Annotated in this window: 29 protein-coding genes, 6 tRNA genes and 1 pseudogene; 10 read left to right on the plus strand and 26 right to left on the minus strand. The window is 37.1% G+C overall.

The window, feature by feature from the left end; translation table 11 throughout:
- Both BM098_RS00005 and tnpA read right to left on the minus strand, forming a co-directional pair.
- A partial coding sequence (locus BM098_RS00005; protein WP_089829115.1) for an RNA-guided endonuclease TnpB family protein occupies positions 1 to 863 on the minus strand: 863 nt, incomplete at its 3' end.
- 11 nt (positions 864 to 874) lie between these two features.
- Positions 875 to 1,273: pseudogene (tnpA, locus tag BM098_RS00010) on the minus strand (IS200/IS605 family transposase).
- A gap of 292 nt (positions 1,274 to 1,565) precedes the next feature.
- Here tnpA and BM098_RS00015 point away from each other — a divergent pair.
- Positions 1,566 to 1,973, plus strand: coding sequence for a rhodanese-like domain-containing protein (locus tag BM098_RS00015; RefSeq protein WP_089829117.1), 408 nt, complete (start codon positions 1,566 to 1,568; stop codon positions 1,971 to 1,973).
- A gap of 45 nt (positions 1,974 to 2,018) precedes the next feature.
- On the opposite strand, the gene BM098_RS00020 is transcribed toward BM098_RS00015, so the two are convergent.
- On the minus strand, positions 2,019 to 2,513 hold the full coding sequence (locus tag BM098_RS00020; protein ID WP_089829119.1) for a shikimate kinase: 495 nt from the start codon (positions 2,511 to 2,513) through the stop codon (positions 2,019 to 2,021).
- A gap of 193 nt (positions 2,514 to 2,706) precedes the next feature.
- Between BM098_RS00020 and comGA the strand changes: the two genes are divergently transcribed.
- The 7 genes from comGA to comGG are packed head-to-tail and all read left to right on the plus strand — an operon-like array spanning position 2,707 to position 6,557.
- On the plus strand, positions 2,707 to 3,693 hold the full coding sequence (comGA, locus tag BM098_RS00025) for a competence type IV pilus ATPase ComGA (RefSeq protein ID WP_089829121.1): 987 nt from the start codon (positions 2,707 to 2,709) through the stop codon (positions 3,691 to 3,693).
- Positions 3,671 to 4,714, plus strand: a complete 1,044-nt coding sequence (locus tag BM098_RS00030) for a type II secretion system F family protein (protein ID WP_159430068.1) — start codon at positions 3,671 to 3,673, stop codon at positions 4,712 to 4,714. Before comGA ends, BM098_RS00030 begins: the two co-directional genes overlap by 23 nt.
- Positions 4,715 to 4,726: 12 nt before the next feature.
- Positions 4,727 to 5,062, plus strand: coding sequence for a competence type IV pilus major pilin ComGC (gene comGC, locus BM098_RS00035; RefSeq protein WP_089829124.1), 336 nt, complete (start codon positions 4,727 to 4,729; stop codon positions 5,060 to 5,062).
- Positions 5,025 to 5,501, plus strand: a complete 477-nt coding sequence (gene comGD, locus BM098_RS00040; protein ID WP_089829126.1) for a competence type IV pilus minor pilin ComGD — start codon at positions 5,025 to 5,027, stop codon at positions 5,499 to 5,501. Before comGC ends, comGD begins: the two co-directional genes overlap by 38 nt.
- Positions 5,479 to 5,823 (plus strand): hypothetical protein, encoded by a 345-nt coding sequence (locus BM098_RS00045; RefSeq protein ID WP_089829128.1) that lies wholly within the window; start codon positions 5,479 to 5,481, stop codon positions 5,821 to 5,823. The genes comGD and BM098_RS00045 overlap by 23 nt, the downstream gene beginning before the upstream one ends.
- Positions 5,789 to 6,202: a competence type IV pilus minor pilin ComGF gene (locus BM098_RS00050; protein ID WP_089829130.1), complete on the plus strand. Its 414-nt coding sequence runs from the start codon at positions 5,789 to 5,791 to the stop codon at positions 6,200 to 6,202. Before BM098_RS00045 ends, BM098_RS00050 begins: the two co-directional genes overlap by 35 nt.
- Positions 6,171 to 6,557: a competence type IV pilus minor pilin ComGG gene (gene comGG / locus BM098_RS00055; RefSeq protein ID WP_089829132.1), complete on the plus strand. Its 387-nt coding sequence runs from the start codon at positions 6,171 to 6,173 to the stop codon at positions 6,555 to 6,557. The genes BM098_RS00050 and comGG overlap by 32 nt, the downstream gene beginning before the upstream one ends.
- A 93-nt stretch (positions 6,558 to 6,650) precedes the next feature.
- Here the strand turns inward: comGG and BM098_RS00060 are convergent, their stop codons facing one another.
- The 6 genes from BM098_RS00060 to rpmG all read right to left on the minus strand — a co-directional run bounded on the left by BM098_RS00060 (position 6,651) and on the right by rpmG (position 11,384).
- A complete protein-coding gene (locus BM098_RS00060) occupies positions 6,651 to 7,268 on the minus strand; it encodes an MBL fold metallo-hydrolase (protein WP_089829134.1) in 618 nt (205 codons plus the stop codon).
- 85 nt (positions 7,269 to 7,353) lie between these two features.
- Positions 7,354 to 9,216 carry an LTA synthase family protein gene (locus BM098_RS00065; RefSeq protein ID WP_089829136.1) on the minus strand — a complete coding sequence of 621 codons (1,863 nt, stop codon included), beginning with the start codon at positions 9,214 to 9,216 and terminating at the stop codon, positions 7,354 to 7,356.
- Between the two features lie 129 nt (positions 9,217 to 9,345).
- Positions 9,346 to 10,305, minus strand: coding sequence for an ROK family glucokinase (locus tag BM098_RS00070; RefSeq protein ID WP_307725222.1), 960 nt, complete (start codon positions 10,303 to 10,305; stop codon positions 9,346 to 9,348).
- Complete coding sequence (locus tag BM098_RS00075; RefSeq protein WP_089829138.1) at positions 10,305 to 10,514, minus strand: YqgQ family protein; 210 nt, start codon at positions 10,512 to 10,514, stop codon at positions 10,305 to 10,307. Before BM098_RS00075 ends, BM098_RS00070 begins: the two co-directional genes overlap by 1 nt.
- Positions 10,515 to 10,569: 55 nt before the next feature.
- The gene (locus tag BM098_RS00080) at positions 10,570 to 11,121 is read right to left on the minus strand and encodes a 5-formyltetrahydrofolate cyclo-ligase (RefSeq protein ID WP_089829140.1); all 552 of its coding nucleotides are present in this window, start codon (positions 11,119 to 11,121) and stop codon (positions 10,570 to 10,572) included.
- Positions 11,122 to 11,234: 113 nt separating this feature from the next.
- Positions 11,235 to 11,384 (minus strand): 50S ribosomal protein L33, encoded by a 150-nt coding sequence (gene rpmG / locus BM098_RS00085; protein WP_089800746.1) that lies wholly within the window; start codon positions 11,382 to 11,384, stop codon positions 11,235 to 11,237.
- Between the two features lie 214 nt (positions 11,385 to 11,598).
- Here rpmG and BM098_RS00090 point away from each other — a divergent pair, with 214 nt between their 5' ends.
- On the plus strand, positions 11,599 to 11,937 hold the full coding sequence (locus tag BM098_RS00090; protein ID WP_089829142.1) for a hypothetical protein: 339 nt from the start codon (positions 11,599 to 11,601) through the stop codon (positions 11,935 to 11,937).
- A 17-nt stretch (positions 11,938 to 11,954) separates the two neighbouring features.
- Positions 11,955 to 12,500 carry a hypothetical protein gene (locus BM098_RS00095; protein ID WP_089829144.1) on the plus strand — a complete coding sequence of 182 codons (546 nt, stop codon included), beginning with the start codon at positions 11,955 to 11,957 and terminating at the stop codon, positions 12,498 to 12,500.
- A 41-nt stretch (positions 12,501 to 12,541) separates the two neighbouring features.
- Here the strand turns inward: BM098_RS00095 and BM098_RS00100 are convergent, their stop codons facing one another.
- The 17 genes from BM098_RS00100 to BM098_RS00180 all read right to left on the minus strand — a co-directional run bounded on the left by BM098_RS00100 (position 12,542) and on the right by BM098_RS00180 (position 25,481).
- Entirely contained in the window at positions 12,542 to 14,680 is a 2,139-nt protein-coding gene (locus BM098_RS00100) for a peptidoglycan D,D-transpeptidase FtsI family protein (protein ID WP_089829146.1), read from the minus strand.
- Between the two features lie 108 nt (positions 14,681 to 14,788).
- Positions 14,789 to 15,400, minus strand: coding sequence for a superoxide dismutase (locus BM098_RS00105; RefSeq protein ID WP_089829148.1), 612 nt, complete (start codon positions 15,398 to 15,400; stop codon positions 14,789 to 14,791).
- Positions 15,401 to 15,549: 149 nt separating this feature from the next.
- Positions 15,550 to 16,056, minus strand: a complete 507-nt coding sequence (locus tag BM098_RS00110; protein WP_234987358.1) for a TraR/DksA C4-type zinc finger protein — start codon at positions 16,054 to 16,056, stop codon at positions 15,550 to 15,552.
- Between the two features lie 143 nt (positions 16,057 to 16,199).
- Positions 16,200 to 16,272 (minus strand) — tRNA-Phe (locus BM098_RS00115).
- Between the two features lie 16 nt (positions 16,273 to 16,288).
- Positions 16,289 to 16,381: transfer RNA gene (locus BM098_RS00120), tRNA-Ser, on the minus strand.
- Positions 16,382 to 16,412: 31 nt separating this feature from the next.
- Positions 16,413 to 16,489, minus strand: a tRNA-Ile gene (locus tag BM098_RS00125).
- Between the two features lie 4 nt (positions 16,490 to 16,493).
- A tRNA-His gene (locus BM098_RS00130) sits at positions 16,494 to 16,569 on the minus strand.
- Positions 16,570 to 16,591: 22 nt separating this feature from the next.
- Positions 16,592 to 16,668: transfer RNA gene (locus tag BM098_RS00135), tRNA-Met, on the minus strand.
- Positions 16,669 to 16,672: 4 nt separating this feature from the next.
- Positions 16,673 to 16,747, minus strand: a tRNA-Asn gene (locus BM098_RS00140).
- A gap of 176 nt (positions 16,748 to 16,923) precedes the next feature.
- A complete protein-coding gene (locus tag BM098_RS00145; protein ID WP_234987359.1) occupies positions 16,924 to 18,588 on the minus strand; it encodes a Na/Pi cotransporter family protein in 1,665 nt (554 codons plus the stop codon).
- A gap of 140 nt (positions 18,589 to 18,728) precedes the next feature.
- Positions 18,729 to 19,370, minus strand: coding sequence for an NfeD family protein (locus tag BM098_RS00150; RefSeq protein WP_089829155.1), 642 nt, complete (start codon positions 19,368 to 19,370; stop codon positions 18,729 to 18,731).
- Positions 19,371 to 19,753: 383 nt separating this feature from the next.
- Positions 19,754 to 20,443, minus strand: coding sequence for a transglycosylase SLT domain-containing protein (locus BM098_RS00155; RefSeq protein ID WP_089829156.1), 690 nt, complete (start codon positions 20,441 to 20,443; stop codon positions 19,754 to 19,756).
- A gap of 316 nt (positions 20,444 to 20,759) precedes the next feature.
- A complete protein-coding gene (locus BM098_RS00160) occupies positions 20,760 to 21,653 on the minus strand; it encodes a deoxyribonuclease IV (protein ID WP_089829158.1) in 894 nt (297 codons plus the stop codon).
- Between the two features lie 5 nt (positions 21,654 to 21,658).
- A complete protein-coding gene (locus tag BM098_RS00165; protein ID WP_089829160.1) occupies positions 21,659 to 22,972 on the minus strand; it encodes a DEAD/DEAH box helicase in 1,314 nt (437 codons plus the stop codon).
- A gap of 83 nt (positions 22,973 to 23,055) precedes the next feature.
- Positions 23,056 to 24,177, minus strand: coding sequence for a Nif3-like dinuclear metal center hexameric protein (locus BM098_RS00170; protein WP_089829162.1), 1,122 nt, complete (start codon positions 24,175 to 24,177; stop codon positions 23,056 to 23,058).
- The gene (locus tag BM098_RS00175; protein WP_089829164.1) at positions 24,170 to 24,868 is read right to left on the minus strand and encodes a tRNA (adenine(22)-N(1))-methyltransferase; all 699 of its coding nucleotides are present in this window, start codon (positions 24,866 to 24,868) and stop codon (positions 24,170 to 24,172) included. Before BM098_RS00175 ends, BM098_RS00170 begins: the two co-directional genes overlap by 8 nt.
- A 46-nt stretch (positions 24,869 to 24,914) precedes the next feature.
- Positions 24,915 to 25,481 carry a hypothetical protein gene (locus BM098_RS00180; protein WP_089829166.1) on the minus strand — a complete coding sequence of 189 codons (567 nt, stop codon included), beginning with the start codon at positions 25,479 to 25,481 and terminating at the stop codon, positions 24,915 to 24,917.
- Between the last annotated feature and the right edge of the window lie 37 nt (positions 25,482 to 25,518).

Below are 25,518 nucleotides of genomic sequence, written 5' to 3' on the forward strand. Positions count from 1 at the left end.
CTTTTACCAAACTTTAGCGCTTGTGACATCCCTATCATATCTAAATCTTCAATCACAACCGCATCATAATTTGTTACTAATGCTTTTGATTTATGGTGAAGGAAATTCTTACGTTGATTGGCGACCTTCTCTTGAATTTTAGCTACTCGAATACGTTGTTTGTCCCAATTTGAAGAACCTTTCTTTTTACGAGAAAGTTTACGTTGTTCAACGGCTAACTTATCAAGCATTTGTCGATAAAATTTAGGGTGATTGGCTTTCTCACCCTCGCTATCAACAAACAACCCATCCATCGCAAAATCTAACCCAACGACTTTTTCAATGTCTTTCGTTTCAATCTCTTTCTCATATTCTGTCAGAATAGAAATATAATATTTTCCTGATGCGGTTATTGATAGGGTACAAGATTTGATGACGCATTCCGAAGGAATGGCACGATGTTGTTTGATTTTAACCATTTTTAATTTAGGCAATTTGATATAACCATCCAATAATTGTATGTTTTCATTGACGCCATTTGTTGTGTAGCTTTGTTTATGTCGTTTACTTTTGAATTTTGGGAACTTGGTATGCCCCTTAAAAAAGGCTTTATATGCTTTATCTAAGTTGAGTTGAGCGTTCGCCAAAGCTAAAGAATCTACTTCTTTTAGCCATTCATATTCCTTTTTGTATTTGGCAGGCGTGGGGCGTTTTACTTTCTTTAATGCTTCTTTATTATCTTTTAGACTTTCATACGTTTCTTTTCGTTCTGCTAACATTTTGTTATAGACAAAGCGAACACAACCAAAGGTTTTGCGTATCACCATAGCCTGTTCTTCTGTCGGATATAATCGAAACTTATACGCCTTATTTTGTTTAGTCATATCAAATCACCTCACTTTATCCCTTGATTTTCAATATATTTTTTCACCACTTCAATAGGTGAACCACCCGTTGTCAACAAACAAAAACTTCTTGACCAAAACATTTCTTCCCATAACTTTTTACGAACATGAGGGAAATCCTTCTTAATGAGTCTTGAACTGGCACTTTTATAGGCATTGATGAATGTCGATCATTCACTATTAGGTTGTGCTTTGAACAAAATATGAACATGGTCAATATCGTGATGCCATTCGACCAATGTGATAGTATATTTTTCGCTCAATGACACAAATTTATCTTTGGCATAGTCTGAAATCCTATCATCTATGACTTTCCTTCGATACTTCACGACTAATACAAGATGGTAATACATTAAGAACACTGAATGGTTATTACTGTCTAGTTTCACTATTACATCAGTCCTTATATTTTATATGACTGATTATAACATATTGAGAATAAAGACAAAAGAAAAAACTTTGGGCTATCGCCCAACCGACATTCATCTCCCCCTTACCGTTGGGCTACGCCCTTCACACGCTTGAAGAGGGAGACTTCTTTCGGAAGTACGTTAAAAAAAGATTACACTTCTATTCACTTTTAATACCATACACCTCTCTTTATCACTCAAAAGAAAACGGTTCACTTTTTGTAAAAAAAGTCGTATAATAGACGCAGACTAAAAAAAGGGGATTTTAATTATGAATATATCACTTGGCATTGCCTGGGACTGGATTGTACTCCTAACCCTTGTCATCGCTTATATCGGGTATACGTTGTATCGCTATTTCAAAACAAAAAAAATACTGACAACTTTATCCGAAGAAGAATTTAGAGAAGGTTACCGAAAAGCACAATTAATTGATGTACGTGAACAAAAAGAATTTGATGGCGGTCATATTTGGGGCGCTAGAAACGTACCTGTTACTCAGTTAAAACAACGGATGAAAGAATTACGAAAAGACATGCCTATCTATCTTTATTGCCAATCTGGTTCACGTTCTCAACGTGCTGCTTGGTTACTCTATAAAAATGGTTACACCCAGATTTACGACCTAAAGGGTGGCTACAAAGATTGGAAAGGAAAAATAAAAAAAGCGTCTAAATAAACAAAAACCCGCTCATCATAAACGTGAGCGGGTTTTTCATAAATTTTATCGGCCTAACTGAGTCATGATCCTTTTTGCAAGTTCAGTCGGTGTACTAATCCGGGTATCAATGACGCATCGGCTCACTTCTTCGTAGAACGGTTGCCTTCGGTTAAACAGGTGTTCTTTTTCGGCTAAGCCTTGTTGCCAAAGTGGACGCGTTTTGTCATGTTTCAATCGCTCAACAATCATTGACCACGGTGTTTCTAAAAAAACAACCTGTTTATCTGTTAGCCACGCTCGATTATCAGCTCGTTCAATAACACCTCCACCTGTTGAAACTATACCCTCATACTCAAACGTTTGAATTAAAGCATCATGTTCCACTTGTCTAAAATAAGCTTCACCATCATCCTTAAAGATTGCTGTGATTGGTTTTTTTTCTTGTTGTTCTATCAATTGATCTAAATCGATTAACGGTTGTTGTTTCAATTCAGCTAAAGCTTTACCAACCGTTGTTTTCCCACTGCCCATAAAACCCACTAAATAAATAGGAGTCACTATCTTTCACACCTTCCCAAAACATTAAGTTATCTGAATTATTATACAAGTTTTCCGAAAAAATTGCCAGGTACATTAAAAATCTCTTCTATAAAGGTTATATTTTTGAAATACTTTCTTTACGCCCCTACTTGTTGTTTCCCCGTTCTTCCATTACAATCAACAGTAGTTAAAATAACTGGAGGTGAAAAAAATGTATAGTTCGGATCGGTTTTTAAATGCCTTGATCTTGTTTGCGGTCAAAGAAAATGTTTCAGATATTCACTTTGTTCCACATGTTAATGAAACAACCGTCTACTTACGTGTACACGGTGAACGACATTTGTACAAAAATCTCTCAAATGAGCATTACACTCACTTACTAAACTATTTGAAATTCCAAGCTCAAATGGATATTGGTGAAAAAAGATTACCTCAAGACGGCGTCGTTACATTACTCGTAAATACCGTAAAAATTGATTTACGCTTGTCCACACTGCCGGCCAAACAAGAAGAATCTTTGGCTATTCGTCTCCTTCCACACAATGAAATTAAACCTCTCAACCAACTTTTACTATTTCAATCGCAAGTAAAAAAACTAACATCGTTAATTAAGAACACCTCAGGCATTGTCTTACTAACAGGCCCAACCGGTTCAGGAAAAACCACCTTGCTATATAGCTTAATTGAAACATTACTTTTGGAACAGTCCTTTCAAACGATTACGTTAGAAGATCCAATTGAAAAAGATTTAAATCATTTCGTCCAAGTTCAAATTAACGAAAAAAGCGGCATGACGTATCACACTGGATTAAAAGCAGCGCTTAGGCATGACCCAGATATCTTAATGGTAGGTGAGATTAGAGATGTCAAAACAGCTGAGTTCGTTTTTCATGCCGCGTATACCGGTCATCTTGTTTTTTCTACACTACACGCAAAAGATGCAACCGGCACAATCCACCGCTTGGTCGAGATGGGTATAAAACCGATTGATCTATCTCAAAACCTATTAGCAATTTGCGCAACAGAGCTGATGAACCTTGATCATCCAAACTACGACCGTGCAGCAATCATTGAATTTTTAACAGGTGAGAATCTTTTAGGTTATTGTACGGACTTTACGAAACCGATAAAGTCCGAAGCAACATTTGCAGATTTGAAACGAAAGGCTTATGCTTATGGCTTTATTTCAACCACGTAAATCAACAGCCTCTCTATCCATTCATCATCAGTTAGCCTTTATGAAACGACTGCAAACGCTTTTAGAAGCACACTATTCAATGAAAGAAGCCTTAACTTATGTTCAGTTTAATAAAAAATTTTATCACGCTTCAAATTTCTTACTCCAAGAACTTGGTAATGGCAAACACTTTGATGTTTCCTTAGCAGAACTTTCATTCCACCCTCAATTTGTCACACACGTACACTACGGTTTGTTGCAAGGTAACCTTGCCGAAGGAATCTACCAGGCCGTTAGCTTTATCACTCAACAACATCAATTAAAACAACAATTCATTAAAACAATTCGCTATCCACTTGTACTGATACTTGGGTTCCTCACCATACTGTATTTTATTCAAATGTACATTTACCCTAATTTTCTTCAGTTATTCCAAACAGCTGAACAAACGTCACCAATGATTGAAACGGCTATTTTCTGTGTCTCTTTATTGTTTTATTTCCTTCGCATAAGCCTTATGTCTCTTATGCTTTTTGGTCTCATAGCCGTGTTTATTTATAAAAAAATGAGTCCTTCTCAGTTAATGAGTTTATTACTACGTTTGCCGATAGCTTTTCAGTTCGTACGTCTGCACACCAGTTTTTTCTTTGCCCATCATCTTAAAAATTTACTCGATGGTCATTTTTCAATTAAGGAAGCATTAACGTTAATCACAAAGGAACAAAATCAATCCATCCTCACACAATCACTGACTGAAATATTGTCCACTTTAGACCAAGGTGACAGCTTGTATCAAAGTTTATCAGCCCATTCTTTTTTCAGTGACCGACTCAGTTACATCTTCCAAACGAATGAATCTCAAGCATTAATTCGCCTTTCACTCGACCTCTATCTAACAGAAACATTTGAGGATGTGACACAAACAATTGAAAAATTAATAAAATATATTCAACCGATCATCTTTTCTTTAATTGCTATGAGTATTGTACTTATTTACCTCTCGATCCTCATGCCTATGATTAATATGATGAATACGATTTAGGAGGACAAACTTATGTTTAAAAAACTTTGTAATTTTATTAAAAATGAAAAAGGCTTTACCCTTATTGAAATGTTAATTGTGATGAGTATTATTGCGGTCTTACTTATCCTTATTACTCCAAAGCTGGCTGATCACCAAGAAAATATTACAAAAAAATCAGATGAAGCGATTGTTGGTTTTGTTAATACGCAAATCCAGGCGTATTACTTAGATACCGGTACATTTCCAACGACTATAAATGCGTTAGTCACAGATAACTATATTGATGAGGATTTGATTTCGAGTGCGTCAAAAGCGATTATTTTTACGGATGAATCCAACAAAAAAGTCGCCCTCGTCAGTGAATAATAAAGAAGCAGGATTCACCCTAATAGAAGTTATGATTGTTCTTTTCGTGATACAGATCCTTTTATCCATTGGTTTTTACGCACTTGATAAATCAGAAGATAAACAAAACTTTAACCGCTGGTACGCTCAATTTGAATTAGACATATTATATCTACAAAAGCGGACGAGCCTTTCAGAGAATCGGCCATACCTTCATTTTAATTTGCCCAGTCATAGCTATACAGTCATCATTAACACTCATCAATCACCGCTTCTTTCACGAACGCATCCAGAAGATTGGAAGATTGTGTTCGCTTCAACGAAAAATAAATTGGCCTTTAATAAAAATGGCCAATTTATTGAACCCGGTACAATCAAAATTGAAACCAATTATTATGTTTTTACGATTGTATTCCCTTTCGGGAAAGGAAGATGTTATGTCACCTACACAGAACGCTAATGGTTTTTTACTACTTGAAGCCTTATTTGTTTTAATGCTAATATCGATGATGGTATGTATCCATCTTCCTCTGCAACAGACGCTTAGAGATCAGCAACAAATTGAAGAAGAACGCACATTACTTTATCATCAGTTTTATGATTATATTATGATGAATGTTGACAGCGAGCGAGTCACTCTCGCGTCTCAAAAGGTTACTATCGACCGGATGCCTATTGGTAATGTTATTCAAGTCACCGGCACCTATGTTAACCGTAACAATGTAGAGGAAGTGATGACTCTGTATTATGTACCGAAACAACAACGGATTTACAATGATTGAATTATTATTAACCATCCACGTGACCATCTTAACAACCATTCTATTATCTATGCTTATCCCCTACATGAAGCCACCATCAAGCTATCAAAGTTTTCAAATCTACCAATTCTTTGGCTCACTTGAAAAAGAAATCCAAACGAGTCAGCACGTTTATATCAATGATGATACTTTGTCGATTCATACTTTAAATGGTGATATTATCACGATTTCTCAGTATCAGCATGTTATTAGACGTCAAGTCAACGGACGTGGACATGACATTCTGTTAAGAGATGTTCAGACCTTCACCATTACAGAAGAGGAGCAGATTCATATCACCATTGAAACTAAAGAGGAGGCGTTGTTTTATGACACCGTTACGCTCTTTCAATCGGGATGAGTCCGGTTCCATCACAATCGTCACCCTCTTTGTTATTCTTGGTCTATTTTTATCATTGTCGTCATTAATGCAAATGTATATAACTGAAAAACAATTTGCTGCACTTGAACAGGTGGAATTACAACATCGATCGCTCCATCAAATGACGTATCAACTTGTCTTAAATCAAGTAAACCAAGAGGTTCCAACGGCATTTACAGGCCAATTTAGTTTCCCTAACGGTGTTACGACGTACACAATATCAAAAATAGATGCGCTTGTTTTGCTTTACATTGACAGTCAAACACCTGACTCTTACAGCGTTCGAAACTACTACGCACTGCCAGAGGCAGCAGCATTGTTTAATGAACCGTAACAGCTTTATATATGTTATTTTTCACTATCAAACAAGAGATTCATCCGAGCTGATATGTCAAAACCCCCACCAGATATCTGATGGGGGTTTTCGTTAAACAAATGGATTCAATTTCTTTTCATCACCAATCGTTGTTTCTGGTCCATGGCCAGGATGGACAATATACGCATCAGGTAAAGAAAATAATTTTTCTTTAATCGTTTGAATCAGCGTATCGTAGTCGCCTAGCGGCAAATCTGTCCGTCCTATGCCTCGATTAAAAAGGCTGTCACCAGAAATAATGTGCTGTTCTTGATTAAACACAAACGCCACACCACCAGGTGAATGACCTGGTGTTTCAATAACAGTAAAGTCAAAGGCACCGATTGACATCGGCCCAGGTTTTAAGTAGCGGTCTGCCGGCTGACAAATAACTTCTTTGACCGGAAAATATTTTGAACCATTCAGAGCAGGATTTCCCATCCATTCATGCTCATTTTCATGTAAATAAACCGGTAAATCATATTGTTTACGTAAAGGTTCTACTGCTCCAATATGATCAAAATGCGCATGGGTTAGTAAAATAGCTTTTGGTTTCATCGCCAATCTATCAATTTCTTTTATTAAACGATTAGGTTCACCAGCTGGGTCAATGATGAGTAAGTTGTCCTCTTTTAAAACAAGATAACCATTCGTCCCCAACTGACCTAATACATACTTTTTAATTTCCATCACTACACCTCAACTTTTATTCTTTTATCAAGAATAGCACAAAAAAACCATCTGAGCCAACAGAAGCACCAGATGGTTTTTACTATTATTTATTTAAATCATGGAATCGCAACAAATCACCATAAATCAATTGATCTGAATAAGTTAACTCTTGTTGTGCACGTTCTTTTAATTCTAGTAAGGCGTCCGTTGTTTCAACCACTTCACCAGTTGAACGATCATAAAACGAGTCTTTCGTGTAAATCACGTCATCTCCAATAAAACTACCGTCCCGTAAAGTGATGAATTCTTTTCTATTTTCACCAAACAAGTTCGTACCAAACCCAATTTCATTACTTCCATCAATACCAAGTAAGTGAAGCAATGTTGGTTTAATATCTATTTGACCGGCTATATCTGAAATAACTTGTCCTTCTTCACCAGGGATATGAATATACATTGGCACCCGTTGTAACTGAATGTGGTCATAGGGTGTAATCTCTTCTTTTTCAAGGTAGCGTGCTGTTGAGCGATCATGAAAATCACTGATACCATAATGATCTCCCATAAGCACAATCACAGAATCTTCATATTCTCCTGAAGCTTTAAGCTCTTCAAAGAATAACTCAAGCGATTCATCTAAATAACGCACTGTTTGGAAGTAATGATTTAATGTTTTAGAATTTGAATCATACGGTGCTAACGTTGCATCTTCTTCATCAAGTGTAAAAGGATGATGATTCGTTAAGGTAATCATCCGGGTGTAATAAGGCTCTTCTAAGCTGGTTAAGTACTTCATGGATTGTTTGAAGAAATCCTTATCTTTCAATCCCCAGCCTACTTGATTCGCATCGGTGACGTTATATGCTTCAACATCATAAAAATGATCAATACCTAAATTGTCATACATCACATTTCGATTCCAGAAACTACTATTATTTGCATGGAACACTGAAGAATTATAACCTGCTTCACCCAACAAATCTGGCAATGACTGATAGGTGTTTTCGCTATGTGTGAAATACACAGCCCCACTTGGCAATGGATATAGGGATGTTTCTGTAATAAATTCTGAGTCTGACGTTTTCCCTTGTTCTGTTTGATGATAAAAATTCTCAAAGTAATAACTATCATCAATTAAATCATTTAAAAACGGCGTGACTTCTTCTCCATGTAGCTCATTATTAATTACAAATGTTTGTAATGATTCTAACCAAACAAAAATAACATTTTTATCTTTGGCAATGCCAAACGTGTCAGTCTCTGACGTATCCGTCGCCTCTTCATCAATATAGGTAATAATTTCGGATAGTTCGTTGCCATCTGCCAGGACACGCTGCGCTTTTGATCGTGACTGTTGAACAATATCATACAAATGGAAGTTGAATAAGCCAATATTTTTGACTAAATACTCCCGGTCAAACCCACGCTGTAACAATTGTGGGCGTTCAATCTCAGCCAGTACATAGTTTCCTAATAAAAAGACGACTGATAAACTTAAAACGAACTTCTTGCGTTTGGGACGCATTGTTGCAGTCACTTGCGTGAAGCTCACATTAGGTTTTGCTAGATAAAAGATAGCGGCAAGATCAAGAAATAGTAATACGTCATACCATTCAATGAGGTTTAGTACACTAGACCCAAGATCTTTTGCGTTACTACCTTGGAACAGAATCGGAATCGTTAAAAAATCTCCAAAGTTCCGGTAAAACATCAAGTTTAAATACAAAATCACTGATCCTAAAATCGCAATCACTTTAATGTATTTCACCTGGTTTTTCTTTTTAAACCAAATCGATAAAGCAAACATGAAAAAGGCTGACACAAAAGGATTAATAAACAGAATCGTTTCTTGCATCATATTTTCTAAATTTATATTAAATAAAAAGCGATAAATCACGTACGTTTTTATACCAAAAAACAAACTGGCAATGACGAACAGCTGATTTATTTGTAATTTTTTAAACATGGTTATTTGTCCTCCTCAACATCTAACTACCCGTTATTTTTCTCTATTAAACGATTGTTACGATTTTGTAAACAAACCGTAAAATCAGTCGCTACTTCATTAGACGTTGTTCAATTAAAAAAGGTTACATTACGATTGATGTTGTTTAACGAGGTAAGCACCTCCTATTATTCCAGCATCATTACCTAATTTAGCGATTTCAAAGGTACTACCCTCTACGATGCGTGGTAGCGCGTAGCGTTTAAAAGCTAACTCTAATGGTTCTAGTAAAGCTTGACCTGCTTTTGACACACCACCGCCAACAATAATTTTATATGGATTGACAATCGTTGTAATATTTGAAATTGCTAATCCTAACGTATCCATTACACGATTCACAATATCCTGTGCGACTTGATCTTTTTCTTTTACGGCATCAAACACATCTTTCGCCGTAAGACGTCCTTTCTTCTCATACAGTGGGGTTAACACCGATTCAGGATGTTTTTCTACATGTTCTTGTGCAATTCGGGCAATACCAGTTGCCGATGCAATTGTTTCAAGGCAACCATTACGACCACAGTTACACTTTACACCATGAACATCCATTGTCATATGACCAATTTCACCTGCCATACCATTAGTTCCACTCACAATCTTACCGCTAACGATAATACCACCGCCAACACCGGTCCCAAGTGTAATCATCACTAAGTTCTCAGCCAATCCACCCGAACCTAACCAGTTTTCACCGAGCGCAGCGATATTGGCATCATTTTCGATATATACAGGTAAACCTGATAAATCATGTAAAATATCGCCTAACGGAAAGTCCATCCATCCTAAATTGACTGCTTGGGCAATATCACCCGTATCAGCAACGACAAATCCCGGAGCGCCTGCACCAATCCCTAAACAATCATACTGATCAATATTATTTGCTTCCAAGTGTTCCATCAAAGATGCCCAAATATCATGAGGAATACGATCCGATTGTTCGCCAGTTTGTGTGGTGATTTCCCATTTATCTAGAATGTCACCCGTTTCTGAGATAATACCAAGCTTAATGGTTGTCCCACCAATATCAACACCTAATAAATATTTCGTCATTATTTTTCGCTCCTTTTAGCTATTTCTAATTCCTTTTCATAACTAAGCACACCTAAACATCGATAATAATCGTCTTCAGTAATAATGCCTTCATGTTTAAGTGCCTTTAATTCAATCAGACTTAATTCAATTTCTGCTTCCCTGTTCCCTATGTACGTAACTATACCAAATCGACGTAAGAATTTTTGCACATCATAATACGTTTTCAAAACGTCACCCCATCTATTATATCAAATTATTAGGAAAATAGAAAAGTTAATTACATTAATTTCTTGCGATTATCAACCTTTCAACAGGTTGGTCATGTATTTCAACTGGAATTCGGTCAATATATTGAGATTCATGCAGGAGCGAGAGTGTTCGTCCTGAGAATTTTTCTAATAATCGGTCATAGTACCCTCCGCCGTGGCCAATACGGTAGTGAGCATTATCAAACACAACACCTGGTACGATTAATAAATCAATAGCTGACAGTTCAGTTTTATTCATGACAGCAGGATTGGGCTCTAATAAATGAAAATGTCCCACTGATAATTGATCGAATGACGTGAGATAGTAAAAGTCAAGTGTCTTTGTCTCTGTTAAACAAAGCGGCACACAGACGCGTTTACCGTCTGAGATCGCACGCTTAATAATGTTCCTTGTATCCCACTCATGCGCATGACTCACTGTTACACCAATTATTTCACTATTTTTATATAGATCCGTTTCAATAAATTGCTGATAAAGCACTTTTTCTATATTCTGTCTCTTAGTTTTCGAAAAGGCTAGTAAATGTGCAATCGTCTCTTTACGCAAGCGCACTTTCTTTTCCATACCCAATGCACCTCCAAGTGAATCACTTTATCATACTAAAACTAAGTTGTTAGCTTATCTTATTAAAGAAAAAACTCTTATCTAAAAGCGTAAGATAAGAGTTTTTACAAGCATTATTTTGTTTCACGGTGAAGCGTATGTTTTTTTAGACGTGGGCTATACTTCTTAAGCTCAATACGCTCAGGGTTTTCACGTTTATTTTTTGTCGTAATGTAGTTACGATCACCAGTTTCAGTACACGCTAATGTGATATTTACACGCATGATTATCCCTCCAAACTTTTCAACTATCGTTTCATAAATTATCATTTTCAGACCAGTTCATTTTAACAAGTTATGAACAAATAATCAAGCATTTGTTTATTTTTCTTTTGTTTTTATCAATAGTTTCAACAGCCGCAATGTCTCCCATCGATTTACCTTTACGACAGGAAGGAAGTTATGCTATAACTAAGAAGAGTGAAAGGGGGCAATACATGTGTTTGAGTTAATCATTGGTTTAGTTATCATAAGTATCGTTTTATTTATACTGTCTTTCTTTATAAGTGATCGCTTTAAAAAAATAGAGGATCAAATTGAACTACTTTCCCTTAATCAGATGCAGGAAAGTTACCAAACAAATAAAAAACTAAAAGTTCTTGAAGAAGAGTTACTTCCAACAAACATCAACACCGACTTTAAGTCTCAAGGGAAATCTACTATGACACAACGGATTGAATCACTATATCGTAGTGGCCATTCACTATCAGAAATTAGCCAATTAACAAAGGTGAGTGAATATGATATCGAACAAATTATTCATACGTTACGATCATGACGAGTTAGGAGGATATTATGAAACAAACGCTTCGTGCTTTTAGTTTAGGGATGCTAGTTGCCACATCAATTTTCAGTATCCACTTTTTCTTTTTTAATGAAGTTAAGGCACCTAATACCGCGTCACCAAGCAATGCTGACATGATTAAGACTTTAAAAAACAGTGGCTACAATATTTATACAGATGAAGCTTTAGCCGAATACATTGATGCACAACTAGCCGAACAAACGCCGACAAAAGAGAATCAAAATAATGATAGAGAAACAGATGAAAGTGAAACGTCGTCAACACCTGAAGATGAGACTTCATCGGAAAGTGTAGCCGACAATGATCAAGAATCATCCAAAGAAACGTCATCATTTATCTTGACAATTGAACCTGGTATGACAATTACTGAAGTATCAAATTATTTAATTATCGCTAATTTAATTGAATCGCGGGAGCAATTTGTTAATTACTTATCAGATAATGGTTACGCCACCAACATTCAGGTGGGATCATTTGAATTGAATCACGACATGCCTTTAGCAGAAGTTGTTGAAGTCATCGCCAATAAAGAGTAAAAGCATCAGTGGAGAGATTCTCCACTGATGCTTTTTTAGTCTTATCCCTCTTCACTTGCTTCATCATTAGCTTCAGTGTCAGTTTGTTCAGGACTCACTTGCTGTTCATTTGCCTTTTTTTCTTTAATATTAAAATAAGCGTCAATCAAACGATTACCAATATTGTGGTGGATCCCGTTTTGATCGTTCCCTACCCCCGCTCTAGGAATAACAATTGCAAAGGCGATTTCCGGTTCATCATATGGGGCATAGCCGACCAAAGTTAGGTTGTTCGTCTGCTGTTCTTCACCATCCACATAAAAGTAGTTCTGTGCTGTTCCCGTTTTTACTGCAACGTCATAAGGATTATTTGCCCAATGAGTTTTACCTGTTCCTTGGGTTGCAGCTAATCGAAAGCCTTGCTGGACACGTTCAATATAAATGTCGTCCATATCAATTCGATTTAAAAGTTGAGGTGACTTACTTGTGACGACTGGGCCTAAGGTCGCTTTATCTCCATTTGATGCATGTTCTTCTTTGACGAGATACGGAGCAAGCCGGTACCCGTCATTCGCGATGGTTGAGACATATTGTGCTAATTGTACTGTCGTATATGTATCGTATTGTCCAATCGCAAAGTCAAGGAGTAAACCTCCGTTAATAACATTGGATCCAACATATCCCGTCGACTCAAACGGCAAATCAATACCTGTCTTAGAGCCTAAACCAAATTGTTGGAAATAGTTCCGCATCGTTTGGAAACTTGACTGGTCAAAGGAACGTAATGGCTCATTATAATTATAAGTTGCCGTGGCAATCCGCATTGCAATCTCAAACATATAAACGTTAGAAGACTGTTCCAATGCTTTTAAATCGTTAAGCAACCCGAAATTACGCCAAGATTTCTTTAGTGGTGTACCTGCGATTTTTATCGGTCGGTCATTTAAGACCGTGCCAATATCAATCACACCTGTTTGATAACCAGTTAAGACAGTGGCACCTTTTATGGATGAACCAGGAATATGAGCATCATATACCACACGGTGCGGTTGATTTTCAAATGTGTCCTCATCACGATTATAATGAGCAGCTGTCATACCTAATACCGCTCCAGTTTGCGGGTCAAGTGCCGCCACTAAAGCATCTTCCATATGCCGATTACGATAAGGATCTTGAGCAATGTATTTTTCCAATTCATCCTTCACAATCTCATCTAACGCCTGTTGGAAATCCATATCAATCGTAAGAACAAGATCATTCCCCGCCTCACCATCTTGTACCGTTTTGGTACCAACAATATCCCCAGCGTTATCAATCGTATATTGAATCACTTCTTTCTGACCACGAAGGACATCTTCATATTGCTGCTCTAAACCACTTTCACCTACGCGATCATTCCAACTATAGCCAAGATTCAAATAATAATCTTGATTATCTCTCGGAATTCCTTGGTCAGCGTCGGTGATATTCCCGATAAACGTGCGGAATGTATCTTCAAATGGATAGATCCGGTTCCAATCAATTTTCGCATCAATACCTGGTAGTAAATTTAGATGTTCTGATACTTGTGCGTACTCTTTATCAGTGACCCCTTCATTTTTTATCACGTGTGGTGATAGTTCAATTGCTTGATCGAGTTCTTTTTTTATCGCGACGACATTTAATTGATACGCATCCGACCAATCAAGACTGTTGTAATCCTCTGGTGTAATGAGATCAAGTTGACGCTGATATAATTCACCTGATGTAAGCTCTTCATCATCTGTTGTCAAACGTTCTTTAATTAACTGCCGGTTTTCTTCATTAGAAACATACCAAAATTCTTTTTTATCTCGTTCATTTACAATGTCGTTTAACCCTTCGAAATCCTCAGCCATCATCACCATGGTGGCTAGCTCCTCCGCAATGTTGATTTTATCAAGGTGCGAATCGCCATTTTTAGGCGGAGTATATGTAATCGAGCGGACCGGTTCATTATCAACAACCAATTCACCATCACTATCATATATTAAGCCGCGCGGCACGGCAATCGATGTTTTTGCATTTTCTGTTTCATTTAGCCGTTCACGCGCTTCTTCTCCATTTAATATTTGCACCACACCTAACTGTAAAATGAGTAGTGAGAATAAGAGAAACACAAATAAAAATAATATATTTAAACGCATGCCCGTTTGTGCACGTTTTTTCTTTTTCTTAGCCATCTTCATCACCTTTTTCTATACATACTTCTTACGTATTATAGCATTAATCATAAAGACAAACAAAAAAAGAATCATACCTGAAGGCATGATTCTTTTTTTGTTCAGTCATTATTTAGCTGCTTGATAGTATTCCTCTACCTTATCCCAGTTAATAACATCAAAGAATGCTTTGATATAATCTGGACGACGGTTTTGGTAGTTAAGGTAATAAGCATGCTCCCAAACATCAATACCTAAGATAGGTGTTTTACCATCGCTAATTGGTGAATCTTGATTTGGTGTGCTTAACACTTCAAGTTTACCATCAGCAACAACAAGCCAAGCCCAACCTGAACCAAAACGAGTCGTAGCTGAATTTGTGAAAGTTTCTTTAAATGCATCAAAACTACCGAACGTTTCATCAATTGCTCGTTTTAAGTCCCCTACAGGTTGTTTCGCGCCATCTTTGCCTAGAACAGTCCAGAAAAGACTGTGGTTCGCATGACCCCCACCATTATTTCTTACAGCAGTACGAATATCTTCAGGTACTTTATTTAAATCTGCTAAAATCTCTTCTACACTTAAATCATCAAATTCACTGTGACCTTCTAATGCCGCATTCAATTTTGTCACATAGCCGTTATGGTGTTTAGTGTGGTGAATGTTCATTGTTTCCTTGTCAATGTGTGGTTCAAGTGCATCGTATGCATAAGGTAGTTCTGGTAATACAAATTTTGTCATAATAAATTGCCTCCTTAGATTTTAGTAATTCTAATCTTTCACAAAATGTTCACTTTTACTATACTCATACTTTATCAAATTTGTATAAATGAAGCAAACATTTTGATTCTCATCTATTCATCCTAATATATTCACTTTTTTTATAATAATTAAACATGTTTTGTTTTACTACTTACTTTTTCAATCGGATTATCATGATCAGTATCTTTTTCGCTTAACGAATCGGATGAACCAAATGCTTGTAATTGTTCAAGCGCATCAACATCATCAATCACAAGTCCTTCTTTCGATTCATGATACATCTTTCGCTCTAACGTTTCATCAGCGTGATCGATACAGGTAGACGTTGTTGGTAAAGCTTCTAAGCGTTCCGAATTTATTTCTTTACCACAAACTTCACAGAGATGATACGTCCCCTCTTCCATCCGCTCGAGCGCGTGTCTAATATCACCTAAATGTCTAATTTCATGTTCGGTTAACGCACGTCTTAATGTTTCATCATATAAAGCAGACCCTTCATCACCTGGATGATTGTCATAGTGTGATAATTCACCTTCATCAAATACTTCTGCTTTATGTTTTTTAATTTGTACAAGTAATGTATCTTGTTCATCTAGTAGGGTTTGTTTAATCGTCTGTAACTGTTCGCTATTCACAAATATCTCTCCTCTCTATCACAACTTTTTGCCTTCTCTTATGTTTTCCACATGATAGATGTTTTAAACATCATGAATGAACGGTCCTATGAAAAGACATAAAAAAAACACTTTAGTACAAAGTACTAAAGTGTTTTTATGAGTGGCTCGGGACGGAGTCGAACCGCCGACACACGGAGCTTCAATCCGTTGCTCTACCAACTGAGCTACCGAGCCATGAAAGGAATAAAAATGGCGGAGGAAGAGGGATTCGAACCCCCGCGGGCCGTGAAGCCCCTGTCGGTTTTCAAGACCGATCCCTTCAGCCGGACTTGGGTATTCCTCCAATGTAATATAAATAATTATTTAGCGTCTGATGGTGGACCCTGCAGGATTCGAACCTGCGACCGATCGGTTATGAGCCGATAGCTCTAACCAACTGAGCTAAGGGTCCTTTATGGGGCGACCGGTGGGGATCGAACCCACGTATGTCGGAACCACAATCCGATGTGTTAACCACTTCACCACGACCGCCATAACGCTATATAATTTTAAATGGTAGCGGCGGAGGGAGTCGAACCCACGACCTCACGGGTATGAACCGTACGCTCTAGCCAGCTGAGCTACACCGCCATAATGGCTCCACAGGTAAGATTCGAACTTACGACCGATCGGTTAACAGCCGATTGCTCTACCACTGAGCTACTGTGGAATAACCTTGTCAATCTGAGTTTTTGTATCTCAGCGACGTTTAATAATATACCATGCTTTAAATTAATCGTCAATAGATTTAGGTAAAATTATCTTAAATTTCTTTTCATGACCAAATATAGTAGGAGAAAACGAAGGTTTTTTATACGTTCTCTCCCCTTATATTCAATCCGTTTTTTAGTGTACCGTTTCAGGAATTTTTTCACCTAAAACATCTTCAGCGATATTTAAAGCGTGATCACCAATGCGTTCTAAGTTACTTAAAATATCGACATAAACAATCCCTGAAGGGCCTGAACATGATCCTTCATTAAGACGGATAATGTGCTTTTTACGGAAGTTTTTCTCCATCCGGTCAATTTGATTTTCTAATTTAACAACATCAAGCGCTTTTTCTCGATTCATATCAGAAATTGCTTCAATCGCTTCTTGTACTATATCTTTTGTTTTATCAAACATTTCATTTAAATCTGCACGTGCGTCATCTGTAATGATGATTTTATTTTTTATTTTATACTCAATCAACTCAATGATGTTCTCGAAGTGATCACCAATGCGCTCAATATCACGGACTGAGTCGATTAGTGCAGTATGCTTCTCGCTATCCGCATCAGAAAGTGGTGCAGAAGCTAGGTCAATTAAATAATCCGTTATTTGAGAATCTAATTTATTTAAAGCATTCTCAATTTGCAGGGCGTTATCCGCATGCTTTTGTTCATGATTGTTTAAGAAGTTAGCACTTTCTTCTAAACCTTTATATGCATATTCACCCATCTTAATAATTTCTTCTTTTGCTTGTTCTAAAGCAACTGAAGGGGCTTGTTGAATAAAGATAGGGTCTAAGTGTGTTGGTTTGAACTCAATAACTGAATCTTCTCCAGGAATAATCCTCGTTACAAGATTTGCCAAAACACCAATAAGCGGAAAGAAAACTGCGACAGCAGCAATGTTAAAAATACCGTGAGCAAATGCAATCGACATTTTCGCATTTAAATCTAACATTGACGTAAGGTATTCAACGAGCAACTGGTAAGGTGATAAAACAAGCATAATAAGAATGGCCCCTAGCACATTAAAAATAACGTGTGTTAAAGCAGCACGACGTGCAGCAATAGATGCACCAATTGACGCAATAACAGCCGTAATGGTTGTACCAATATTATTACCGAATAACACTGGTAAGGCGGCATCTAATTTAATCATGCCGTCTTGAATAAGGTTCTGTAAAATACCAATGGTTGCACTTGAACTTTGAACAACAAACGTAAATACTGTCCCAATGACCACACCTAAGATAGGTACTTCTGACATTTGAACCATCAAGTCTTGGAATGCTTGTAAATAGCGCAGTGGTTTCAGTCCGTCACCCATGAGTTCTAAACCATAAAACAGTGCACCAAAACCAAAGATCGCATGACCGTAGTTTTGTAATTTATTATTTTTCGCAAAGTACATAATAAGTGCACCGATAGAAATAATCGGTAACGCATACGCACCAATATCAACACCAATAATAAAAGATGTTACCGTCGTACCGACGTTGGCCCCCATAATAACTCCGATTGATTGTCTAAAGGTCATAAACCCTGCATTCACTAGACCAATCGCAAGCACAGTCGTACCTGAGCTTGATTGAATTAAAATAGTCACCACAATACCAGCTAATACACCCATAAGTGGATTACTAGTGAATTTATCTAAAATATCTTTTAGACGATCACCTGCGGAGTTTTGAAGTCCTTCTCCCATATACTTAATACCGAGAAGGAAAATACCTAATCCTCCGAAAAACTCGAATAACATCTGTTGCACATTAACTTCCACGGAATTCAATCCCTTCATTTCATAAATTATAGTCGTTTAATAACAATCCTTACCCATTATCACGATTTATAAATGAAATGTAAAGATATTTTGATGAAACTTTACACTATCTTTACAAACTTCAAATATGATGTATTCCACAAAAAAACACGCTGATTTTAAGCGTGTTCATGTAGCTTTTCAACTAAGATTCTCGTACCATCAACAGAGGTGATTTTTACTTGTTCCCCTTTTGCGATAAATTGACCATTAGATATCGCACTATATTCTTGATCATCAACTAAAATACGTCCGACCGGTCGGAGATCTGTCGTCGTTTCTACGGTTCGGTTAACAAATGATTGATAAGATGGATTCACAGAATTATAGCCCGAAGTACTATCCAAACGGTCAGCTAAAATGACTTTAGACCATAAGGCACGGCGCGGTAATATTTTCAGCCAGATAATACTAAGTCCAGCCCCAAATAATAAACCTAAAAAGGCGTACAGTCCTGTCGTTAAATTGGGTGAGGCAAAGGCTAGTGATCCAATCATTAACAGCACACCGATACTCCCTAATAAACCATCATTAATTAATTCACCATCAATGAATATCAAAACAAGACCGAGACCATAAACCAAACCGACAATGACGACCATGCTTGGATCTAAGAAAACAGAAAAATAAAAAGTAATCAAACCTAATCCTAAAATAGCTAAGATCCCTTTGGCTTTGACTAGTACTTCTCCAAACACAAACATTGTTGCGAATAAAATCACAATTAAACTGAGAATCGGATAAGCCGATAAGATTGGCATACAACCCCTTCTTTCTTCATAATATAAAAAGCATCACGTACGGTTTTTAAATAAGAAAGTTAATTATCCTTTTAGTATGATCATCTGTTAATTATTTGGTGAAAACTTACCAAAAAAGAATAATGCTTCTACTTCCTATTATCCCCCTCACAGAACTTCATATCAAGTGAAAAATAAAATTTTAATATGTTAATGATATCTCAGGTGATTTTACTAACTCTTATGAATAAAACAGAACAAAATCACGCATGACTAAAGAAAGGGTGACTATTTAGCTTTTAATGATAGGAATATTCGGTCACAAAAGGTGTTGCTCGGTCATTACTATTTTCTCGTATTTAAAAAGCCGGAAGCAGTAGCTTCCGGCTTTGATTAAGCTATATTTAGTTCATAGCCACAGCATAATGCTGATTAGCTTTTGATTGAATAACAGTCGCATATTGGCTTTTTGCTGTACCATTAGCCTGTTTATAGTTTTCCATACCTGTCATTCCCCGATGATAAGCTGTTAAAGCTTCATCCCATCGTCCGTACTTTTCATATAAATAATCAAGATAGACAACTGATAGTTTCATTGAATAGTAGAGATCAAACAACATAGATTTTTCATAAGCGACACCAGCCATTTCCGCAATCCACGGAGCTGTATTTTCCATAAACTGTGCCATACCATAAGCGTGACCATAAACTGTTTCTGGCCCTACAGTATCGGGTGAGAATGTATGACCTGTTTCTACTTTAAGCAGTTCATACACGATAAATGGATCGATATCATATTTTCTTGCCTCTTTAATCATGTAGACTGCCCAACCCTTTTTAAAACGGCCTTCGCTGTCTTCCATCATTGTTTCGGCATCCTTTTCAATGGTTTGCCACACAACCGACTGAACATCGGATGTGTCTTTTTCAAAAGCTTCAGAATCGGCATCAATGTGTCTTTGTGATTTATCCGATGCGATTAACATTTCACCTTCAGCTTTTACTGTTTGCTCGTTATTGTTTAGTAAGTTCAGGCCAGATAATAAAATAACAAAAATAAGAGCACTTACTAAAACGACGTAGCGTTTTGTCATAAATTTCTTCCTTTCTGTATGTCTGTTTGACAATACAAATCGTTATACTACACTATTTAAAAGTACTTTGCAACCTTTAAGGTTTACAATATCCACATATAGTATTTATCTAACATATACTTAATTATATTTCTTTTATAAGTTAATTATAAACTATTATTTGGAATTTTTTAGTTATTTAAAACCACTCAAACAACTGATATTAAAGCGTTTCCCTGAGTTATCCACAGATAAAATAAAGAGAACCATAAATACCCTTTTAATCAGGTACTTACAGTTCTCTCTCATTTCAACATAATACTTCAAATCATTTACTTTATTGATTTAAAATTTTGTTTTTTAAATCTTCATCGAAAGTTTGGTCCTTTAACATTTCAATTTCAAATTTGTATGGTGGTTTCTTATCTTTTTTATCTTCTCCTACATAGGGTGTTTCGAGAATTTTAGGAATTGCCTTAAACGCGTCATGATGCACGATGTAGTTTAGTGCATCAAAACCAATATGACCAAAACCAATATTTTCATGACGGTCTTTATGTGCCCCTACTGGATTTTTACTGTCATTTACATGCACAACTTTGACACGATCAAGACCGACAATTTTATCAAACTCATTGAGCACACCATCAAAATCATTGACAATATCATACCCTGCATCGTGCACGTGGCATGTATCAAAACATACTGACAGTCTCTCATTTAAAGTCACACCATCAATAATTTGAGCGATCTCTTCAAAGGTACGACCAATTTCCGTTCCTTTTCCTGCCATTGTCTCTAAGGCAATTTGCACTTCTTGGTCTTTTGTTAATGCTTCATTAAGACCTTCAATAATACGTTTTATACCGATTTCACTACCGGCCCCCACATGTGCCCCTGGATGGAGTACAATTTGTTTGGCGGATAAGGCTTCAGTGCGGTCTACTTCACTTTTCATAAAGTTGATGCCCAGCTCAAATGTTTCTGGCTTCGTTGTATTTCCTAAATTGATAATATACGGCGCATGAACGACTAAATCTTCAATACCATGGGCTTTCATGTGTGAAAGACCTGCTTCGATATTTAATTCCTCAATTGCTTTACGTCTCGTGTTTTGTGGCGCACCGGTATAGATCATCATCGCGGTTGCGTTGTAACTTGCTGCTTGTTCGCTTGAACCAAGCAACATCTTTTTTCCACTCATTGAAACGTGTGATCCCAATTTCAACATTTTACTCACCCTCGTTTATTTTTACTGCGATTTAATTGCTGTTTAATACGTTGTTGTTGACGCTTCATTTTCTTTTTATAGCCCGGTTTTACTTTTCCAGGTTTTTTGACCTTCAACCATGCTTCACGGTCAGTATCGTGCCCATCTTTCTTACGACGTTGACGCTCATCCCATTGTTTAGTCTCACGCCACTCACCTTTAATGATATCATAAGTCGTAAAGTCAATTTTACGCGACGTTAATTTTTGTAGTAGAGGTACATCGTCTTCATGATAAATATTAATGGCTGTTCCTTCCATACCGGCACGAGCCGTTCGACCAATACGGTGGATATAAAACTCTTCTTCTTTAGGAAGTTGAGCATTGATGATATGACTGACACCTTTAATATCAATCCCGCGGGCAGCTAAGTCGGTTGCGACGATATATTGATATTTAAGTGCTTGGATATCTTTTAGTACCCGTTTTCTTTCACGTGAAGGTAAACCACCGTGAATGATACCTGCATTGATCCCTTTACCTAAAAGATTTTTGTGTAATTTATTTGCCTCATCTTTATTATTTGTAAAAATAATCGCTAAATAAGGGTTAATGACTTTGGTGATATCAAAAATAACGGATGCAAGTTCCCGGTGTCTCAGCGGGATTAAACGGTGTTCAATCTTCTCAGGTGCAAAGTGGTCTTTAATATGCACATGGGTCGGATTTTGCAAATATTTCTTTAAAAACGGATGTAGACGTTCAGGAATCGTCGCTGAGAAAACAGCTAACTGAATCCCTTGATTTGCTTTTGTTAACATTTGATCAATTTCATTGATGAGACCAAGGTCTAACATAAGGTCGGCTTCATCAACAACAAAACTCTTAGCCTTATATAAATCAATCGCACCTTCATTGATCAAGTCAAGTAAACGACCTGGGGTCGCTACAATAATATGCGGTTGTTCCTTTAATTTTTCGATTGAACGTTTTTTATCTGTTCCACCAATAAATAATTTTGATTGAAGTACACCTTTATGTGGTGATAAGGCAATAATTCGTTTCACTTCCTCATGAATCTGCGTAGCTAACTCACGTGTTGGTGACGTCACCACAAATTGCACTTCACGTTTATCTAATTCAATTTGATTGAATAAAGGTAAAAGAAAAGCATGTGTTTTGCCTGATCCGGTATGTGATTGACCGATAACACTTTCTCCGCGCAACATAGCCGGGATAACTTTTTGTTGAATCGGTGTTGGTTCTTTAAAACCTAAACCATCCACAACGTCGTGAATCCAACTGTTTAATGCATACTCTTTAAATAAATGTTTTTCCATAATGGTCTCCTTTTTTTAAAACAACGTCCAAACTATACCTTTAGTATAACTTAGATTGGCCCTCATGCCTATTTTACAACCTTTTAAATAAATCTAAATGGGTTGGTGTTTACACGTGATACGACAATTGGATAGTCACAGTCAGTTTTCTTGAAAATAGCCTGACAGATCTCTTTAAAGTCGTCTTTCATCACACTTTCTAAATAATGCCCCGCATCAATAATATTTAACCCAAGCGCTGCTATATCTTGCGTTGAATGGAAGGTCATATCACCGGTGATATAGACATCAGCTTGCTTTTTCAATGCCGCCATCGTGAATTTTTCTCCACTACCACCTAAAATAGCCACGCGCTTAATTAATTTATCTGATTGCCCCGCAACTCTGACACCGTCTAAACCAAAGGTCTCTTTTACCTTCTTAATAAACGGATGAAACGAAATAGGTTCAGTTAAATCTCCAACCCGTCCGATCCCTCGTACTTTTCCTGTGTTAAGTAACGGTATCAAATCAAAAGCAGGTGTCTCGTAAGGATGTACTTCATCAATTATTGATAATGCGTTAGACACTTGATCATGCGTTATTAAGTACTCGAGTTTGACCTCTTCCACAGCTTCTCGTGTCTGACGCTCACCAATAAACGGATCCGCTTTGTCTGTCGGTTGAAAGCGACCGATACCATCTGTTTCATAAACACACGCTTCATAGTTCCCCATCGTACCAATGCCTAAACGCGTCAAGGCCTCATCAAGTATTTCCTTATGCGTATGCGGGACAAACACTTGCAACTTTACATTTTTTATCTCATCTTCTTCAACAAGCATCTCTCTATTGACAAGTGCTAACCGATCAGCTAAACGATCATTCATCCCGCCATCAACGCGATCATAATTTGTGTGAGCTGAAAAAATCGTTAAACCGTTCAATAGACATTTTTTAATGAGCCGTCCTTTCACCGTCGAAAAATCAATTTTTTTCATCGGTTTAAACATGATAGGGTGATGGCTCATGATCAGGTTGACACCTTGTTCAATTGCCTCATCAACAACCGCTTCTGTCACATCTAATGTTGTTAAAATACCGGTGAGCGGTGTATTCACATCGCCCATTTGTAAGCCAACCGCATCCCAATCATAGGCTAACGCTTGAGGGACTACTTGTTCAAATGCCGCCAAAAATTCTTTAATATATAAGGGTTTATGCATTTGTTAACACCTCGCGAATCCATTGTTTTCGTTGCTGATACAGCGCTAATTTTTCTTCATTAATTTGTTTGGCTAAAGCCATATTATCGATCACTCGCACAACGTTGTCATATTCGCGTTCCCACTTTTCTTTAAACACAGCTGATGACTCCCGCCGTAAAAACGGACCAAACAAGAGATCTTTCGGTGTTAATGCGGCACTTTTTAATACTTTATCAGCAATTAGTATTTCATAGATATGGCCATCTTCTTTAAGGATTTCTTCTCTGACAAGGTTGAAATCATTCTTTACTAACCATTCCCTTAAATAATGGCTGTCCATATTCGGTTGTAAGACTAATCGCTTTACATGTGTTAAATAGGCTTTTCCTTCGGCTAAGATGGCACGAATTAACCCACCACCCATACCGCAAATAACAACAGTATCTACCGGGGCTTTTCCTATGACTGTCAAACCATCTCCTTTTCGAACATCAATACGGTCCGATAATTGATTACCCCTCACATGTGAAATCGCCGCTTCGAACGGCCCTTGGTTCAATTCACCGGCTATTCCTTTCGCTGACGGATCTTGTTGGCAAACATAAATTGGTAAATAGGCGTGGTCACTACCAATATCAGCAAAAAAAGCACCCGTATCAATATATTGACTTGCTTGTTTTAATCGATTCGATAACTTAATAATCTCCATTTCTTCACACCCTTTCAGCCTATAATCATCATCATTTTATGGTCTGTTAAATAAATAATCCAATGATACCTAAGACAATCATCAATCCACTTACGAGCAGTAACCATCGATCTTTTTTTATGATCCCGACACTCACACCAGCAATAATCATGAAAACAAGGACCATTGTGCGGTAGAAAAAGGGGATGGCTAATGTCCCACTAAGATATAAACCAGCTAATACGAGACTGATGAAGTATAGTGCTCGACTATAGCTCACAGTCAATATCTTTATATGCCGACTTAAAAGATAAAATAACGACACAACGACAATAGCACCCATAACAAAAGCTACTTCAATTATGGTTGAAAATTCTAGCAAAAATAAGCCACTTAGCATCAGCGGCACAACCGATAGCATCAATAAACCAAATAAATGCGGCATTAACATAGCGAGCGTATCATCTGATGACGCCGGCTCAGGTTGTAATAAATCATCAAGTTCATCTGTAACTGGTCCTGTACCTTCTGTATAAAGAGCCAGCAAAAAATCGCAATAATGCTCCGGCAATAAATGATTATCTTTCCAGTATTTAATTTCATGTATAATTGTTGCTTTACGTTGTTGGTCCATCCCATCACCTCATTGATGCCAGCAAATTATTTTTATG

Origin of the sequence: Halolactibacillus halophilus, from assembly GCF_900115605.1 — a bacterium.
In the GTDB taxonomy this organism is placed as follows: domain Bacteria; phylum Bacillota; class Bacilli; order Bacillales; family Amphibacillaceae; genus Halolactibacillus; species Halolactibacillus halophilus.